Origin of the sequence: Microcoleus sp. S13_C5 (assembly GCF_036700845.1) — a bacterium.
In the GTDB taxonomy this organism is placed as follows: Bacteria; Cyanobacteriota; Cyanobacteriia; order Cyanobacteriales; family Microcoleaceae; genus Microcoleus.
In genome coordinates this window covers 1-18,186 of record NZ_JAUBPR010000055.1, presented here as the reverse complement: position 1 = coordinate 18,186, position 18,186 = coordinate 1, and the positions used below count along the sequence as shown (strand labels likewise).

The following is an 18,186-nucleotide window of genomic DNA, read 5'->3' as shown; positions in this document are numbered from 1 at the left end:
TGCGAGAGCGCCGAATCAAGCATAGCCGACTGTCGCCGGAAAGCTTGCCAGCTACCCTAATATTCAGGTTAGTTAATTTCCCTGAGGTAACAGGGGCATGGGCTAAAAGGCGATCCACACCGCATAAGTGGTTCTTATTGGTGGCGAATTTAAGTAGATTGCTGCACCCTCTGCGCTGACAATTTACCTAATATAAGTTAGTTATCGCACGTTAATTATAGTGCAGCCGTTGAAAATTAAACCCCGCCAGAGGCGGGGAGAACGTAAATAACTATTGCGATCGGAGGAATTTGAGGCGAGTCCGATCCGAGCTGATAATTTTTGAATAGTCATGGATGCCGAAACCCGATTCGATCAACTACAATAAGGGGGGGAGGGCAACGGATATCGGTTGAAAAACCCGGATGATCCCAGGTCAGTGGGTAATTCCTGTTTAATTGAAGAGTTTTCAAGACAAAACCGCCACATACTAGAATATATATCTAGGTAGATGGCGGTTCAAGGTTTATATGCTACCATTTCTTACACACAAAAGAATCTCCTAAGAACTGTCAACAAAAAGTGCACTTGTCGCTTAACCTGAAAAACTAGAATCCCAGAAAATCCGATCGAAGGAACTGCCCGAACCAAGTCAGTTGTGGTAATCGCTTGCGCCCAGTGCCATTAAAAATCTTGTAGGGGATGAGTGTAAACATTAGGTTCGGTAAAATTTCTGCGTCCGCTGCCCCTCTCAGGACCGCGATCGGGCTTGTGTTCAGTTTGGGCTGATAACATATATTGGGCGGTGGCAGTTTCGACCATGGGGAGTGGAGATTCAAAAGCTTGAGCGGCGCTGGCACTCAAGGTAATGCCCAACAGGCTCAGTAAAGCAATTGCAGTGTAGGTTTGCATGGGTAGTATCCGTGTCAGTGTCTATTACCTGATACGGACTTGCCCTGATTTATCAGGATAGATATCTGTGCAATTTTCGGATCTCTACAAAAAACCCTACCTCTTCAATTCTACTGAGCCCGCCAGCAGCCAAGCACCTGCCGAATTCAGCCTGCCCCATACTGTCAGAGGCTTTTCGGTTTCGCAATTGTGTAAAAATCTGTCGGTTTCCGAGTCCAAAGTCACGAGTTGCCAAGTTTGACCGGCTAAGGATGCGGGGCTTGTCAGCGTTAGTGTCCAGTCTTGTTCGCCGAGGCGACGGAAAATGCCCGAAAATTGGCTGTGGGTATTTGCTGTTTGACTGCTTTGTTTCTCTACTGACTCCTGACATTCGCCGCTGGCGGGATATGCTTCAGGTCGATCGAGATAATAGCGTTGCCAATCCAGCCAGTCCGATCGCCCCCGTGTCAAATTAAATAAAGGAATAACCGCCGCACTCGCCTCGGAATCTTGCAGCAAAGCTTCTTGCAAAACTCTCACCGGCAACTCCCTCGGCTGACATCCAGATTCCGCGCACAAAGCCGCCGCCATCCCCGCAGCCTGTCCAATATTCATTACCGTCGGTTGCAAGCGAGTTGCACCGTTGGCGATGTGAGAGACGGAAATATTTTTTTCGCAGACTAGCAAACCCTCTGTACTCGCAGGAATGAGGGCGCTGTAAGGAAGGGTAAAAGGAGTTCCCGTCCAGCGGCCACCCCAGCGGATCGATTTTGGCTGCAAGGGAATGTCGCCACTGGTGTAGTGGTGGTCATTGGCATAGTTGCCGATAGCCACCGCTTCGCAAATTCCCTCGGCATTGATTGGCAACTTCGCGACTCTTCCACCGACAACAGGCAAAATATCTTGTTCTCTGACTGTACTTATCCCTCGCAAGCGCCGACTTTCTCGGTAGTAAGGATGTAAGGCAAAGGAAGAAAGAAGGGAAGAATTTTGTTGATTTTCGATCGTTGAAATCGGGAAAATGTTCTGTGCAAGGCCGTAGCGGGGGCCGAGTTGCGTTTGAATGAAGCGGGCGAAGCTTTGAGTATGCCAGAGACTTTCTTGCAGGAATTCTTGTCGAGATGCTTCAGCTTTAATGAGTCGATCGACCCCTTCACCATAATCATTACCTCGAATCGGCCAATTAATCATCAACAATCCGCCCGGAAGCCTGCCGTAATTGAGAAATTGTTCGGAAGTGTAACCGTCCCAAGCACCGATAAATCGATCGGGATTGTCAACAGGCGGCGCGGGAATTTCTGGCCCGGCAGCACCTTTACCAAAATCCTGCATGATTGCCACCCAAGTTGGAGCTTGCACCGAATAGCTCTCTGTGAGAATATTAGATGCAGTCGGCGCGCTGGGTTCTCCCCACTCGGCTTGGAATTCCCAACCCCAGCGGTGCCCCACCTCCGCTAAAGCCAGCACATCTCCCAATTCCGTTGCATCCAAAGTGATTTTGGCCGAAACCGTAAAATCTGCAAACCGAACGCCAGAAATGCGATCTCCTTCATACAGCACATCGTGAGCTTTTTGTCCAGAAATCCAGTGCAAGTTCGGCAAACATTTAACCCAATCAGCGAAAATTTCAGCACCGGTACGGGGATCGTAAGTAAAAAAACTTACCCAGCCCCAATCCAAACCTCCCGGCTGTCGCTGCTGGAGTTCCCGCAAAAACGCGCCCCACAAACCAGTTTGAAAAGCTGCTAATTCATTGCCATCAGGGGCCGAAACGCCAGCGGAAGTCAGCATTCCTCCCAGCCAGGGGAATTCGCTTACTAAAATAGTTTTGGCACCTCGGCGGGCTGCTTGCACGGCTGCTGCGGTGCCGCCGGTGCCACCACCGACTACCAAAACATCTGCTTTTAAGACCGAAGATATGGGCAATACCATTTGAGATTTTAGATTTTAGATTTGAGATTGCGAAAGGCTCAGTAAGGTGATGAGTGCGCTACGGATAGATGTTCGGCGTTGGCGATCGCGAATTGAATTTTACTGCGTAAAGACTTGACAAATAATAAATCGGGAATTATGCAGCGCTCACACAATTTTGTTACTAAATGACCACAGGAGCGATCGCAAATTTTGATTTCTCATTTTTGGTGCGCCAATATTGGCAATATGACACCGCGAATAACGATAATAGAAAAAAGGGAACTGCATCTATAAAGTTTTACGTCTTAATAATTTCCCAGTTACTAATTAACGGCTGAAAATGGAAAAAGGTTTTATTTTGTGGTTCACCGGGCTGAGCGGTTCCGGCAAGACAACTATCACCAAAGCTCTCGAACCCGAATTGAAGGCAAGAGGTTGCAAAGTTGAAATATTGGATGGAGATGTCGTTCGCACCAACTTGTCAAAAGGTTTGGGATTTAGCCAAGAAGACCGAGATACTAATATTCGGCGGATTGGATTTGTAGCTCACCTGCTGAGCCGCAATGGAGTAGCCGTAATGACCGCAGCTATTAGCCCCTACAGAGCAATTCGCGACGAAATTAGAGCAATGGAAGCCAATTTTGTAGAAGTATATATCACAGCGCCGTTAGAAGTGTGCGAAGGTCGCGATGTCAAGGGGCTGTACGCTAAGGCCAGAGCAGGAGAAATTAAGGGTTTTACGGGAATTGACGATCCTTATGAAGAACCGCTCAATCCTGAAATTATTTGTTACACAGAGCGAGAAAGTGTGGAAGAGAGTGTTAAAAAAGTTCTGACCAAGTTAGAAGAGTTGGGTTACATTTGATGTTGGCGGGGTTGGATGAGGATAGGGGCAAAAAGCGATGGTGGTGAAAAGTTATTCGCGCAAGGTTCAACTTGAGAAAAAATATCACCCTTGTGTCCCCTTCGCGGAGAGGGAAAGGGAAGAATTTCTCCCCTTTGCTGCAAGGAGAGGGGATCAGGGAGACGTTTCCAGCAAAAGCTGCAAGCTAAGTTATTGGGCAAGCAATGCTGTCAAAAGTTTAATTGCCCAAAGTTTAACAGTGTCAGTGCTAGCGGCGGTGGGTTCATATCCTGCGGTGGCCCAGTTTATGCCTCCTCCTCCTCCTCCTCCTGCTGATGCGGGTTCTCCTGTTCCTGTACAAGTACCCGCAGCGCCGGGATTTCCGGCAAGTGAACCTTCAAGTGTACGATCGGAAGTTTACACTTTGGGAGCAGGCGATCGTATTCAAATGGACATCTTCAACGTCCCGGAATACAGCGGCCCCAACGGTCAACACCAAGTACAGGCAGACGGTTCCCTAAGTTTGCCGTTAATTGGCAGCGTTTCGGTGTACGGCATGACCCTAGAACAAGCTTCTAATGCTGTTAAAGACAAATACAACAAATACCTTAAACGTCCTTGGATTACCCTGAAACTGCTGGCGCCACGTCCTTTGCAAATTGCGATCGCGGGCGAAATCAACCGCCCCGGAGCTTATACAATATCCTCAGCAGCAGGCCCCGGAGGCACAGCAGAGCAAATGGGAACTCAAATGCCAACGATATCGCGGGCTCTGCGAATGGCCGGTGGAATTACCCAGTCAGCAGACGTGCGGCAAATCAAAATCCGCCGCCCCCAGCGCAACGCACCGGAACAAATTATTAGTGTGGATTTGTGGGAATTATTGCAAAACGGCGATTTGCGCGCCGATATGACTTTGCGCGACGGCGATACTATATTTATACCCACTGTAACTAGCCTCAACCGCCAAGAGGCACCGACTTTAGCAGTAGCTAACATTACCGGACAAAGCACTCAACCAATTAATATTGCTGTGGTGGGCGAAGTAACTCGCCCCGGTACTTATACTTTGGCAAAAGAGGCTCAAAGTAGGGTACAAGAGAATGAAATGGGTGAAAATTCTGGTTTGTTTGCTGCCAACCAAACCAACGGCGGGGAAAATGTTTTGCAGCAAACTGTAACGAGGGCAATTAAAATGGCGGGCGGCATTACGCCGGTAGCTGATATCCGACAAATACAAGTTCGCCGCCTGACGCGGGCGGGTACAGAACAAATTATTAATGTGAATTTGTGGCAACTTTTGGAAGGGCGAGATGTATCCCAAGATTTAGCGCTGCAACAGGGAGATACGGTAATCGTTCCCAAAGCCGAAAACCTCGATGCAACCCAAGACGAACAAGTTGCTAATTCTAATTTCTCACCGGATACTATCAAGGTGAACATTGTGGGAGAAGTCGTGAAACCGGGAGCGATTGCGGTGGTGCCAAACACTACTTTAAATCAAGCCCTGGTAGCAGCGGGAGGTTTTAATAAAGCGCGGGCCCAAATGGATGCGGTGGATTTAATTCGCCTCAATCCTAACGGCACAGTTTCGCAGCTAACTGTTAAGGTTAATTTTTCTGCAACAGCCAATGAAGAAACTAATCCAAAACTGAAAAATAATGATGTAATTATGGTAAGGCGATCGGGTCGCGCTACGTTCTCGGATAATGTAGGCGGGACTCTCGCTCCTCTGAGTCCGCTGTTAGGAATATTTCGGTTGTTCGATATTTTTCGGTGATTGGAATAGACTGGCCTTAAGACCTCAGAAACCCGCTTTCTAGAAAAAATTGCGGTTTTGTAATGAAATATCTAGGAATCAACCGGTTTCCTGAAACTCCGCCACCAATACAGACGTTTAAACTAATAAGTTGTAGAAATCCAATGAAACCAGGGAAACAATCTCAAGTAGCACTGTTTAATCATAAAAAAGCCGCTAATCTGGAAAAAATGTCTTCTGGGCTTTATGAAGAAGATCAATTTTTAGGCAGAAACAAAACCGAGGCAGAAGAGTTAAGTTTTTGGGAAGTTTGCCGCAGCCGCTCCATCTTAGTCATCGGCGTAGCAGCGGCAGTGACTACCGGAGTTTTCGCCTGGACGCTCAATCAAAAAAGCGAGTACGAAGGCCGCTTTCAATTATTAGTAGAACCCGCAGTTACGGAAAATACTTTAGCTAAAATATACTCGGGTGAGCTGAAACTGCAACCAGCGGCTCCCGCAACTCAAGAAAAGGGCGGTTTTGACTACGAATCCCAAATTCAAGTTTTGCAAAGCCCGCAAGTAATGTCGCCGATTATTAAACAGTTGCAGGCTAAGTATCCCGAAATAAATTACAACTACCTCTTGAACCAAAAAGCAGATAATTTGCCGTTTTCTCAGCAAACCAGGCTATCAATTAATCGCTTCAAAAATACCAAGATTATCGAAGTTAGATATCGGGATTATGATCCGAAAAAAATTCAGTTCGTTTTGGAAAAAGTTGCGCTAGGCTACCGCAACTACAGCGTGCAAGATACCACAACTCAAATTAGTCAGACTCTGGACTTTGTGAAATCGCAAATTCCCAACCAGCGAAAGCGCCAACAAGCTCTGCAAACAGAAATTCAAAAATTGCGGCAGCAGTACAATTTCATCGACCCGCAAATTCAAACGCAACAGCTTTCGCAGCAAATCAGCCAACTTCAAGCGCAAAGATTGGACGCGCAAACGCAGCTCAATCAGCAGAGATTGCTCTATTCCAATCTGCAAAATCAGCTCGGATTAAACCAGCAGCAAGCGCTGATGGCCTCGGCTCTGAGTCAAGCTCCCCGCTATCAAGGAATGCTGACTCAATTGCAACAATTAGAAGGGCAAATTGCGATTAACTCGGCTACATTTACAGACCAAACTCCGCAAATGCAATTGTTGCGAGAACAGCGCAAGAACCTGATTCCTTTATTAAAGAAAGAAGCCCAACAAGTTCTGGGAACTGATTTGGCTAAGGTAAGTTCACAAGTGCTGGCTTTTCAAGATCCGGTGCGGATTAAGTTAATCGAGCAGTTTATCGGTACTGCTAATTTAATTCAGGTCCTGGGCGTGCGGAATCAAGTTTTGGAACAAGCTGCTAAGCAGGTGAATGAATACTCTCAAAAATTCCCGGTGATTTTGCGGCGCTATTCCGATTTGCAGCGGGAGTTGGATGTGACTAACAATACGCTGAATAGTTTGCTGGCTAAACAGCAAGCTTTGCAGCTTGAAGCTGTGGGAAAAAAAGAGGTGGCTTGGGAAGTTATTGCTAAGCCGGAAATTCCGCGTTACAAAAATGGCGAGTTGATGGCTGTTGCTCCGATTATGCCTTTGAATTTGGCTTTGGGGGGATTGGCTGGTTTGCTGTTTGGTATGCTGGCGGCGCAGTTGGCGGAACGGTTTAACAATAAAACGGTGTTCCAAACTCCAGAGGATGTCAAACAGTCGATTCGCCTGCCTTTGTTGGGGGTAATTCCTGCTAGCGATAAAATTTTGAGACTTCCTCCTGCTGACACAAGCCCGGTGGATGTGGCAATTTCGCCGATGCCGACGGATGCTTTTCAAGAAGCTTTTCGATCGCTCAATGCGAATATTCGCTTACTCAACCTTGATACTCCAATCAATTCTTGTGTAATTACTTCTTGTCAAGTAGGTGACGGCAAGTCTACGGTAGCAGTAAATCTGGCGCGGGCGGCGGCTGCAATGGGGCAGCAAGTGCTGTTGGTGGATGGGGATTTACGGCGCCCGCAGGTACACGAAATGCTGGGTTTACCGAATTGGCAAGGCTTGCACAATGTGATTGCTGATGATGTGGATGTGCAACAGGTGATTGTGCGATCGCCCCGCGATGAAAATTTGTTTGTGTTAACTTCCGGCCCGGTTCCTCTCGATCCCACAAAGGTGCTTTCTTCCCGAAAAATGCAGCATTTAATGGCAGCTTTGTCAAGTCATTTTGACTTAGTTATTTACGATACTGCGCCGCTTTTAGGTTTGGCGGATGCGAATTTGTTGGCGGCTCACACTAACGGATTGATGCTGGTAGTGGGGCTGCATCAAACTGAGCGGGAGGCGCTGTTGTTGGCTTTTGAAGATTTGAAAATGGCCGGCATTCCGCTGTTGGGAATGGTGGCGAATAACGATAAAGGCAGCAGGTATTACTATCAGTCTTACGTGCAGGATTACGTTCAGGAAAAGTCGGTTTGAGGGAGAGGAATTGAGAAATGTGTAGTGGAACAGGCCGGAAAGCCTGTTCTTGAGAATGCAAGGCTGGCGGGACACCCGACCCGATATTTCATCGATCTTGCACCATTAATTGTGCATAAAGCTTTCAGGGGCGGCCGGGACGCCCCACAAGAAAATTTAACTTTTATGGAACAGGCCGGAAAGCCTGTTCTTGAGATTTGTGCGTGATTTCAGAAAGACAAATTTTCTTAAGATTTGCGATCGAGACTCTGAACTATAATTAAAAGTAGAGAAATTTAAACAAATCGCGGCACTTGCAACTTGGCAAGACCTGAAAGAAAACGTGGGTGGTAAATTCCTATTTTGTAATACCTTGATACAACTCCCTGCCTAGACTGAAAACTAGCAGGGAGTTTTGTGTTTTTTACACAGGAGATGAAACAATGGCTATTGCTACTATCAACCCGGCAACGGGAGAAACGCTGAAAACTTTCGAGCCGATCGCGGATGAGGTAATAGAAGCTAAGCTGGAATTAGCACAGCAGGCTTTTAAGAAATACCGCCAACTGCCGTTTGAGCAGAGAGCCCTGTGGATGCAAAAAGCTGCAGATATCTTGGAGCGCGATCGCGAAATTTACGCTGAAATGATGACCCTGGAAATGGGTAAAACGCTCAAATCTGCGATCGGCGAAGTGGAAAAATGCGCCTTAGTTTGTCGATATTACGCCAAAAATGCTGCTCAATTTATGGCAGACGTACCGGCAACCACTGACGCTAGCAGCAGCTTTGTCCGCTACCAACCGCTAGGGGCTATTTTAGCCGTCATGCCATGGAATTTCCCATTTTGGCAAGTTTTTAGGTTTGCGGCGCCAGCACTGATGGCGGGCAATGTCGGCTTGCTAAAACACGCTTCCAACGTGCCTCAGTGCGCTTTGAAAATCGAAGAAATTTTCACGCTTGCTGGCTTTCCCGAAGGAGTGTTTCAAACTTTGTTAGTCGGCGCCGACAAAGTAGCCGATATCGTTGCGGACGATCGTATAAAAGCAGCAACTCTCACCGGTAGCGAACCAGCGGGTGAAAGTTTGGCAGCAAATGCTGGCAAAAATTTGAAAAAAGTAGTGCTGGAATTGGGAGGAAGCGACCCATTTATTGTGATGTCCAGCGCCGATTTAGCAGCAGCTTTATCAACTGCTGTGACATCCAGGATGCTCAATAACGGTCAATCTTGTATCGCAGCCAAACGCTTTATTGTAGCAGAAGAGATTGCCGACGAATTCATCACAAGATTTGTCGAAAAATTGGAGCAATTAAAAGTAGGTGATCCGATGTTGCCAGAAACCGATATCGGCCCTTTAGCTACTCCCGCAATCCTCAAAGACTTGGAGAATCAAGTGCAAACTTGCATCCAATCGGGAGCAAAACTTCTGACAGGTGGCCGCCCATTGTCAGAGAAGGCCGGCAATTTCTACTTGCCAACTATTCTGGCAGACATTCCGCCCAAAGCCTCTGCCCGTCAAGAAGAATTTTTCGGACCCGTAGCTTTAGTATTCCGAGTTGCAGACATCGATGAGGCGATCGCCCTCGCAAATAGCACATCTTTTGGCTTGGGTGCGTCAGCTTGGACTACAGTAAACTCAGAGAGCGAGCGCTTTATTTCCGAACTAGAGGCCGGCGCGGTATTCATCAACGGTTTAGTAAAATCAGACCCGAGATTGCCCTTCGGCGGCATCAAACGCTCCGGTTACGGACGCGAATTGAGCATCCAAGGAATGCACGAATTTGTTAACATAAAAACAGTGTGGGTGAAATAAGCTCCCACTCTATCAACCGATCGCACAAATCTACATAAGCCTGCGTTTATCTGCGTTTATCTGCGGTTAAAAATTACCATTTAGTATTTTTGCGATCGGTTGAAAAAGACCCACAACCCCCATTAACCGAGGAGAAAAACGGAAATGAACACAGCTCAACTATTGGTAAAATGTTTAGAAAATGAAGGCGTAGAATACGTCTTCGGACTTCCCGGAGAAGAAAATTTAGAAATTTTAGAAGCCCTGAGAAACTCTTCAATTAAATTTATTACTACTCGCCACGAACAAGGCGCCGCTTTCATGGCAGACGTTTACGGTCGTCTCACAGGCAAAGCCGGCGTTTGCTTGTCCACCTTGGGGCCAGGCGCAACTAACTTAATGACAGGAGTTGCTGACGCCAACTTAGACGGCGCTCCTTTAATAGCAATTACCGGACAAGTCGGCACAGACAGAATGCACATAGAATCGCACCAATATTTAGATTTGGTCGCCATGTTTGCGCCAGTTACTAAGTGGAATGCTCAAATTGTTCGCCCCAGCACGACGGCAGAAATTGTCCGCAAAGCCTTTAAAGTAGCTCAAAGTGAAAAGCCGGGAGCAGTTCACATTGACTTACCTGAAAACATCGCAGCAATGCCTGCTGAAGGAGATCCGCTCACCAAAGACAACCGCGAAAAAACTTTTGGCGCTTACCAAAGCTTGAATAAAGCCGCGGTGGCAATTTCCAAGGCAAAAAGTCCTCTGCTTTTAGTAGGAAACGGCGCAATCCGCGCTAACGCCAGCGATGCTTTGACACAGTTTGCTACTCGATTAAATATTCCTGTAGCTAATACTTTCATGGGCAAAGGTGTAATTCCTTACACTCATCCTTTGGCACTGTGGACGACGGGATTACAAAAACGGGATTACATTAGCTGTGCTTTTGAAGAAACGGATTTAGTGATTGCTGTTGGCTACGATTTGATTGAATATTCCCCTAAGAAGTGGAATCCCGACGGAAAAATTCCCATTATTCACATTGGATCTCTGCCAGCAGAAATTGACAGCAGTTATATTCCTCTTATAGAAGTTGTGGGGGATATTTCTGATTCCCTCAATGAAATTTTGCAGCGTGCCGATCGCATGGAGAAAATAGACCCTTTTGCTAAGCAATTGCGGGCGGATATTCGCGCTGGGTACGAACAATATGCAGCCGACGACGGTTTCCCGATCAAGCCACAAAAACTCATTTACGATTTGCGGCAAGTCCTGGGCCCGGAAGATATTCTTATATCTGATGTGGGAGCTCACAAAATGTGGATCGCGCGGCACTATCATTGCGATCGCCCGAATACCTGTTTGATTTCCAACGGCTTTGCGGCGATGGGAATTGCGATTCCGGGTGCGGTAGCTGCAAAACTCGTTTATCCCGATCGCAAAGTAGTAGCAGCCACCGGCGACGGTGGTTTTATGATGAATTGCCAAGAGTTAGAAACTGCTTTGCGAGTCGGTACTAATTTTGTGACGCTGATATTTAATGACGGCGGTTACGGGTTAATTGAATGGAAGCAGCAAGATTATTTTGGTCATTCAGATTTCGTCAAATTTGGCAATCCCGATTTTGTGAAATTTGCGGAAAGTATGGGTTTAAAAGGCTATCGAGTGGAAGCTGCAACGGATTTTATTCCCATCCTCAAAGAAGCCCTTGCTCAAGATGTTCCTTGCGTGATTGACTGTCCGGTAGACTATCGGGAAAATGCCCGTTTCAGTCAATTATCTGGGGATATGAGTTGCAATTTGTAAGAGTAGCTAGAGTCCCGGCTTCTTTAAGAAGTCGGGGCTCCTATAATGGACATTCTTCGAGATAGAGTTTTGTAGCTTGTTTAAGATTGGCGATCGCTTCTTCTATGGTTTCGCCTTGGTCAACTGTGGGGACTTCTGGACATTCGGCAATGTACTTCTGCCAATTATTTTACCCAAGTATGATAAGCATAAATCACTTCCTCTTCCTTCTGGTGAGGGTTTGCAATTTGCTTCTCAATCTCTCCGTAGAGTTTTGTTTCCACTTGTCGGAGTTGTGATATCAAATCCGGTAGCATCGGAATTAATATTACCCACGGCCAGGACAGGGCGCCGTGCCTAATCGAGTCAACAGTTAACACTCAACCATTCAGTTTTTCGACCCGCCCGTCAACAGTCAACAGTCAACAGTCAACAGTCAACAATCATTCCGGTGGTACCGGAATTGATATCAAATCTAATCACTTCAAACCCAATAATAAAGCGATTCCGCCGATCGCACCAACTACCCCCAAAACAGCCCGAATGCTCACTTTTTCGCCCGCCAGCACCGCTAAAGGCAGTATAAACAGGGGACTGGTAGAACTGAGTGCTTGAGCGATTGCTGCGGGTGCATATTTCAGCGAAATCTGTTGCAGGAAAATTCCGAGATAGGTTCCTAAAAAAGCTGCAATAATTATTGCACCTAATATTTTTGAGGATTTTAATTGTTTGAAAGTGTCAAGGTTTTTTGGGTTCAAAAAGCACAGCATGACTGCCATGCCACCGCTTAAACGCAAGGCTGCTGTCCACAGGGGATCAATATCTATTTGAGTGAAGGCGGCGCGGGATAAAACTGCTCCAGCGGCGTGGGATGTTTGTCCTAATAAACTAATACCTAATCCTTGCCAAAGATGTTTTGATGGTAAGGTTGTTTCGGCTGTTCGTTCTGCAATTACCCACGCTACGCCGCAGATAGTTAAAAGAATGCCAGTACAAGCAATAGGCGATAACTTTTCTTGCAAAAATATTAAGCCCAATAAAGCTGTTAAAGGGGGAGATAGGGTTTCTAAAAGCAGCGTTCGCCTCGCGCCTAAATATTTTAATACGATAAAGAAAGCGGTGTCTCCGATGCCAATTCCTAGACCGCCGCTGATGAGGAGCATTACTAAAATATTAGGGTTGATTCCGGGTAAGGGTTTGCCTAATATTAGTACAGTGGCAAGAAGCATGAAAAGGGCGATCGCGCCTTTGAGCAAATTTAGCACGACTGCGGGGATTTGCTGTCCCACTCGCTGCCAGATTGTGGAAGATAGAGCCCAGACAAATGCAGCGCCTAAAGCGGCGATTTCACCCATAAAATCTGTTGACTGTTGACTGTTGACTGTTGATTGTTGACTGTTGTCATTAGTTACCAATTCGCAATTCCCGATGCCCGGTTCCCCATGCCATATAAATTAGGGTTCCCGGTGGCCTACCTGGAACCCTAAATTTATTAAGCTTTTTTAGCAGTGGGCGGTGAACATAAATCAATACCATCATGTCCGAATAGAGGAATAAAGCAATTCGCTTGCGGTTTGGGATGGCTTCGTTCCTTTCTTCGGACACCCAAGATATGTCTACCTACTGATTAACGTGGTGGTAATTGCGGAGATTGGCTAGGTTGAAATTGTGACCGCATATCTGTTCTTACCCAAGAACCAAAACGATCGGGACGAACGCATTCAGCATTATCTAATTCGTCTTTGAGTTTAGTGGCGAAAGATTCAAACATATCGACTAACGCCTGACGATCTGTTAAGCAACCTTGGAGAGCAATAAGTTGTTCCAGCGTCCAGTTATACAGTTGAGTGTCCCCTTGTTCAATGCGTAAATAGAACTGATTCTCAAACTGTGCAAGATTAGAGTAGAAGTTCTCAACTTCTGCCTTAATCAAGTTCATATCCAGGTAGAATTGTTGCTGTTTCAATTCTGCAAAAATCGTATTTTTGAGGTTCTGCGTGAAGTTTTGGTTCAGCTCAGTTTGGACGATAGTAGAGACATCATTACGGAAGTTGAGAATCTTGTTATCCAAGCTAACATTAATGCGATTGTCAAGATCGTTGACAATATTATTAGTCACTAACTGCACGTTGCTAGTGCTAGATTGATTAACAACCGTATTGATGCGAGCATCAATGTTAGATTCAATCTGCTGAATGACCAGATTTTTAATGTTTTGGCTTTGGTCAGCAATTTTGAGATTAACTACCGCATTAATCCGCTGATCCATGTCGTGTTGAATTTGCTGAACAATTTGAGTGTTAATATCTTGAGATAGATTAGACACTTTCAGGTTCACGACATTATCGATGCGTTGATCGATGTAAGTTTGCATCTGCTGAATCACCAGATTCTTCACATTCTGGGTTTGATCAGAAATCTTGATGCTCACCACATTCTCAACACGCTGATCAATAGTATGTTGGAGTTGCTGAATTACCTGATTAGTGATCTCTTGAGATTGATTGGCGATTTGGACATTAACGGAGTTACTAATGCGCTCATCAATATCAGTCGATATTTGATTAATTACCTGGGTATTAATCTCTGTAGACTGATTGGCAACTTTGATGTTAACTACATTCTCAATCCGTTGCTCAAGTTCAGTTTGCATTTGCTGAACTACAAGGTTCTTAACTTCTTGAGTCTGATTAGCCACTTTGAGATTAACGACGGCCTCAACACGCTCATTGAGTTCGGTTTGCATTTGTTGCAGCACTAAGCTTTTAATCTCTTGGGTTTGTTCAGAGATTCTTACATTCACCTGCTCACTAACAATGCGGGGGATTCGGGCAATAAATAAGTCGTTGAGATTTTTGTTGAAGTATCCCGACCAATTGTGAAAATTCTGATTAAAACTAACTTCCATTTGTTGGGTAAGAGTTTTAAGCATAAACTCCAGCCGTGCTACCTTCATCGCTAAGTCTTTAGCTTGAGTTTGATAGCCTTTAAGCAGCCATTTTTCCAAATTGTCCCAATAAGCTTCTTTTTTCTCGTTCGGGTCACCTGTTACTGTGATGGAAGTATTGATTTGGGCTGCCATTTGCTGCCACATTTGTTCAATCTGATCTTGGTCAAAAGTGAAGTTAAATCCACTGCTACTAATATTGATATTTTCAGTACCAGAGCTAGCTGTACCACCAGTGGTAACTGCTGTATTACTAGAGCTAGTTGTACCACCAGTGGTAACTGCTGTATTACTAGAGCTAGTTGTACCACCAGTGGTAACTGCTGTACTATTAGATCTAGTTGTGCGACCACCACCCACTACACTAACAGTGCTTTCGCTGCTGCCCGTACCAGGTTTTTGTTTTTCCTTTTCTTTCTCTACTTCTACATCAGTGATGTTATTGATTTCTAAAACAACTTGCCCTTGGTTATCTTCTATGTATGTATCAAAAAAGAAGCCCGAGATGGTTGTTTTTTCTGTGACTTCAAAAATAACTTCATCTTTGAAGCCATTTAAGGAACACCAACTTTCGCTAACTTCATTTCCTGTCAACTTGGAGATAAATTTTCCCCCTTGAATCAAGAGTAACGCCCAAGGTTCTAATTGGAAATTTTTTGCTTCTGCTCCATAAGTGGCATTGCTTTCCCGAATCTTGACGCGATAGTTCCCTGCGGCTAACTCGATAGAATTAGCATTGGCTTTTTTAAGAGTTGAGAGATAATTGCCATCAAGCGGATAGCAGTTTGTCTTGCTATCAACGGTTAAAGTTTGGGAATTCTGTTGATTGCCAGTGATTGAAACAGTTACTTGTCCTTGATTATCAGCACTATAGACATCAAAGAATAAAGCACAGACTACAGCTTTTTCTTTGATGTCTAACTGCAATTTGTCGTTATAGCCGTTTAAAGTTGCCCAAGTTCCACCTGTTTCAACACCTGTCTTTGTGTTGATAAAGGTACTGCCCTCAAGTCCATAAATCCAGAGAAAAACAAAAGGCTCACCAACGGTATTGTCGGCACTATAACTGTAGCTACCACTGCTAATTTGGATGTCAAAAGTTCCTTTGTCTAATGTCAGAGACTTAGCAACATTTTGTTGCAAGTTATTCATCTGATCGGTATTGATAACGTAACAGTTTGCTTTGGCATCAATTGTTAACAGTTTCATAGTTACCTCCCTAGTTGTAGTAGTTGTTTGTGCCGCTTGTGTAGCTTCAGTGTTAACTTTTGGAGTGATGGTTGCGCTCACTTCTGCTGCTGGTTGATAAACCGCTATTCCTGCCCAACGACCGCTAGGCTTGGTTTGAGCCACTAATGTGCCTTTACCTGTCTGGGTATTAATGCGGATTAATTGGCCGTCTTTTCCCAAATTAAAAAATCTGCCGGTAACGCCATAAAGGACATTGCCAACAAATTCCATACTGCCAATACCAGGAAATCCGGTATCACCAATAGTTTTAACTTTGCTAGTATCGAGATTGCATCTAGCAAGTAATTTCTTCTTTTCGTAACCAATTAATGTGATATATGCTATGCCATTGCTATCAAAGGCAACTTCGCCACAGTTGTAGTCTTTATTAGCTACGGTAGCTACTGGTGTACCTTTTCCTGTTTTGAGATCCAGGGCAATCAGTTGTTTAGCTGTGGTGGCATAAAGGGTTTGACGTTGGGCATTATAAGCCAAGCCGGCTGTAGCAAAGCCCGTATCCCCAATGACAGCCGTATCGCCGGTTTTGATGTCAATTTTAACGAGCTGCGTTGTGCCACCTTCTTGCTCAATGCCATAGAGTTGTGAATCAACAAAGGCAATATCATACACTTCTGTAATGAGCTCACCGATGAATGTTGCTTTACCTGTGGCTAAATCAAGAGTATACAGTTTACTTAACTGATTTGAGACACAATCTTGGATATACACTGTCCCTGGAACCATAGCTAAATCCAAAGAAGATATATTGCTTGCCTGATTACTCATCTTTTTCTATTTTTATTAAATAAAAAAGCAGATGAAAGTAACAGTGCGGTTGGTCATCAGTTATTTCAACTGATTTTGGGAAAATACTCGGCTAGCAACGACAGCCACCAGCGAGTGCGAGATCAAGTGATGAGAGATGCAGTTGGAGCTGCTTGGCTATTTAGCACAGAGCGCTTTATTAAGACATCCCTAGCTTTCCTCGCAGTGGGCGGGGAGAGAATCGAAGTCTCATACCTTTCGGTGTCAGATTTTGAGTCTGATGCGTCTACCAATTTCGCCACCCGCCCTTTTTGGTTTCACCATAATAAAATCCCGATCAATTTCCTGCAAGCAAAGATTCATAGTCTTTTGAACTTGCCCAGCGATCAATCTCTCTGGCGCGCAATACTGGTACAGGATGGGACAAATGAGCCGTCTGAGCTTGTTTGAGCATATCTCCGAGTTGAGTGGTGCTGAGATCGTCGTAGGCTCGCGCCTGCGCCAAAAACTCGTCTACATTCAGTTTTTGGTAATCACTTAATGTGAAATCTGCTATTAGACTTGTTTTGCCAAACAGTTAAGAAATCATAATCGAGGTTGCTGATGACGGTATTTCCCTTAGTGCTGATAAACTCAGCATCTGCTAGAATTGGTCGCAAGTTTGACCGCTCCGGGGATGACTATTAGTCTATCTAGAAGGGTAGATAATTTTTTTTTTAGTAATAAAGCGTAACATCGTTCTGTATCCGCTCAATAATCCGGGGTAAATCGCTCAACAATGCACCTCAAATGACGCAAAATCGTTCCTGAGTGGGTAGTCCGCCCCGAATTATTGAGCGGATACATCTTTCTCATCTTTCAGTGGTGCGAAGTCAGCAGCAACGAGCATTTTATCGAGCTCGTACTCGCTCCATGCCATAGAGTTGTGAATCAACAAAGGCAATATCATACACTTCTGTAATGATCTCACCCATGAATGTTGCTTTACCTGTGGCTAAATCAAGAGTATACAGTTTACTTAGGGCTTGCTGAAAAAAGGGGGAAAAGTGACGGGGATTGGAGGGGCGAGCAGTAGCTGGGTGGTAAGCGTGCAGGAAAAACGGGTAAGATAGTTCAAAACCCGTGCATTATCGTTGGCTCCCGTGTACCGAAAAGTCGAACCCACCCCAAGCTCAGCCCAAGACTTTAAGCTGCCCTTTGAAGGAAAGTTGGCTGCGACTAACCGTTGGGTGCAGCGAGCCGAACTAATACCGTGGTAGGAATTTGAATCAGAATACGCCCAAAATTTCGTGGCAGAAGTGGGACCTCCCGCTAAATCATTTCGGCTGGCGTTAGGCTCGTTAATCATTAAGGAAAAACTAGGAATTAGTGATAGAGAAACCGTAGAGCAAATTCGAGAGAATCCTTACCTGCAATACTTTATAGGTTATTTATCCTATAGCAATGAGGAGCCATTTGACCCTTCACTATTCGTTCATTTCCGACAAAGAATCAGTGACGAATTGGTGAACAAAGTCAATAGAGAAGTGGTGAGGAGATTGAGAGAATTAGTTCGAGGCGAGGGCGAAAAAAAAAATCCCGAAGCAGAGAGGGAACAGCCGAAAAATCAAGGAAAATTAATCCTATAGCAATCCTAAATGATTTTCTATATCGAGAGCAATCCTAAATGATTTTCTGTGTGTAAGTATATTGACGTATTTTGGGGAAATCAAATTTATGTTCGTTAGTAAAAAAATCAAACAAAAATTTGACAATCTTAAAAGATCTACATAAATACCAATACTTTCTTAAAAAGTTTTTAGCTTGTAACCAAATAT

At 45.0% G+C, this 18,186-nt stretch carries 11 protein-coding genes, 1 tRNA gene and 1 pseudogene; 6 read left to right on the top strand and 7 right to left on the bottom strand.

Translation table 11 applies throughout. From position 1 onward, the window contains the following. Nucleotides 1-201: 201 nt before the first annotated feature. The 3 genes from QUA04_RS16010 to QUA04_RS16000 all read right to left on the bottom strand — a co-directional run bounded on the left by QUA04_RS16010 (nt 202) and on the right by QUA04_RS16000 (nt 2,802). Entirely contained in the window at nt 202-333 is a 132-nt protein-coding gene (locus QUA04_RS16010; protein WP_333258305.1) for a hypothetical protein, read from the bottom strand. Between the two features lie 330 nt (nt 334-663). Next, nucleotides 664-891 (bottom strand): heterocyst-inhibiting protein PatX, encoded by a 228-nt coding sequence (gene patX, locus QUA04_RS16005; protein WP_333258304.1) that lies wholly within the window; start codon nt 889-891, stop codon nt 664-666. Between the two features lie 96 nt (nt 892-987). Further along, on the bottom strand, nt 988-2,802 hold the full coding sequence (locus QUA04_RS16000) for an FAD-dependent oxidoreductase (RefSeq protein ID WP_333258303.1): 1,815 nt from the start codon (nt 2,800-2,802) through the stop codon (nt 988-990). Nucleotides 2,803-3,124: 322 nt separating this feature from the next. On the opposite strand from QUA04_RS16000, the gene cysC reads away from it, so the two are divergent. From cysC to QUA04_RS15975, 5 genes are all read left to right on the top strand, one after another. Next, nucleotides 3,125-3,649, top strand: a complete 525-nt coding sequence (cysC, locus tag QUA04_RS15995; RefSeq protein ID WP_333258302.1) for an adenylyl-sulfate kinase — start codon at nt 3,125-3,127, stop codon at nt 3,647-3,649. Between the two features lie 37 nt (nt 3,650-3,686). Further along, a complete protein-coding gene (locus QUA04_RS15990; protein WP_333258301.1) occupies nt 3,687-5,408 on the top strand; it encodes an SLBB domain-containing protein in 1,722 nt (573 codons plus the stop codon). A gap of 143 nt (nt 5,409-5,551) precedes the next feature. Continuing rightward, nucleotides 5,552-7,876 (top strand): polysaccharide biosynthesis tyrosine autokinase, encoded by a 2,325-nt coding sequence (locus tag QUA04_RS15985; protein WP_333258300.1) that lies wholly within the window; start codon nt 5,552-5,554, stop codon nt 7,874-7,876. Between the two features lie 422 nt (nt 7,877-8,298). Further along, nucleotides 8,299-9,666 carry an NAD-dependent succinate-semialdehyde dehydrogenase gene (locus tag QUA04_RS15980; RefSeq protein ID WP_333258299.1) on the top strand — a complete coding sequence of 456 codons (1,368 nt, stop codon included), beginning with the start codon at nt 8,299-8,301 and terminating at the stop codon, nt 9,664-9,666. Nucleotides 9,667-9,810: 144 nt separating this feature from the next. Then, complete coding sequence (locus QUA04_RS15975; protein WP_333258298.1) at nt 9,811-11,448, top strand: acetolactate synthase large subunit; 1,638 nt, start codon at nt 9,811-9,813, stop codon at nt 11,446-11,448. A 458-nt stretch (nt 11,449-11,906) separates the two neighbouring features. On the opposite strand, the gene QUA04_RS15970 is transcribed toward QUA04_RS15975, so the two are convergent. From QUA04_RS15970 to QUA04_RS15955, 4 genes are all read right to left on the bottom strand, one after another. Continuing rightward, nucleotides 11,907-12,782, bottom strand: a complete 876-nt coding sequence (locus QUA04_RS15970; protein ID WP_333258324.1) for a DMT family transporter — start codon at nt 12,780-12,782, stop codon at nt 11,907-11,909. A gap of 272 nt (nt 12,783-13,054) precedes the next feature. Further along, entirely contained in the window at nt 13,055-16,390 is a 3,336-nt protein-coding gene (locus QUA04_RS15965) for a hypothetical protein (protein ID WP_333258297.1), read from the bottom strand. Nucleotides 16,391-16,595: 205 nt separating this feature from the next. Then, nucleotides 16,596-16,677 (bottom strand) — tRNA-Leu (locus QUA04_RS15960). A gap of 29 nt (nt 16,678-16,706) precedes the next feature. Next, nucleotides 16,707-16,874: a hypothetical protein gene (locus tag QUA04_RS15955; protein ID WP_333258296.1), complete on the bottom strand. Its 168-nt coding sequence runs from the start codon at nt 16,872-16,874 to the stop codon at nt 16,707-16,709. Between the two features lie 637 nt (nt 16,875-17,511). On the opposite strand from QUA04_RS15955, the pseudogene QUA04_RS15950 reads away from it, so the two are divergent. Next, a pseudogene (locus tag QUA04_RS15950) lies at nt 17,512-17,994 on the top strand (transposase); the annotation flags it as partial. Between the last annotated feature and the right edge of the window lie 192 nt (nt 17,995-18,186).

Bases quoted from the DNA above. Each gene is read 5' to 3' on its own strand.
- QUA04_RS15970 (WP_333258324.1), bottom strand. From the start codon at position 12,782: ATGGGTGAAATCGCCGCTTTAGGCGCTGCATTTGTCTGGGCTCTATCT.
- QUA04_RS15990 (WP_333258301.1), top strand. From the start codon at position 3,687: ATGGTGGTGAAAAGTTATTCGCGCAAGGTTCAACTTGAGAAAAAATAT.
- QUA04_RS16000 (WP_333258303.1), bottom strand. From the start codon at position 2,802: ATGGTATTGCCCATATCTTCGGTCTTAAAAGCAGATGTTTTGGTAGTC.
- patX (WP_333258304.1), bottom strand. From the start codon at position 891: ATGCAAACCTACACTGCAATTGCTTTACTGAGCCTGTTGGGCATTACC.
- QUA04_RS15985 (WP_333258300.1), top strand. From the start codon at position 5,552: ATGAAACCAGGGAAACAATCTCAAGTAGCACTGTTTAATCATAAAAAA.
- QUA04_RS15980 (WP_333258299.1), top strand. From the start codon at position 8,299: ATGGCTATTGCTACTATCAACCCGGCAACGGGAGAAACGCTGAAAACT.
- cysC (WP_333258302.1), top strand. From the start codon at position 3,125: ATGGAAAAAGGTTTTATTTTGTGGTTCACCGGGCTGAGCGGTTCCGGC.
- QUA04_RS16010 (WP_333258305.1), bottom strand. From the start codon at position 333: ATGACTATTCAAAAATTATCAGCTCGGATCGGACTCGCCTCAAATTCC.
- QUA04_RS15975 (WP_333258298.1), top strand. From the start codon at position 9,811: ATGAACACAGCTCAACTATTGGTAAAATGTTTAGAAAATGAAGGCGTA.
- QUA04_RS15965 (WP_333258297.1), bottom strand. From the start codon at position 16,390: ATGAGTAATCAGGCAAGCAATATATCTTCTTTGGATTTAGCTATGGTT.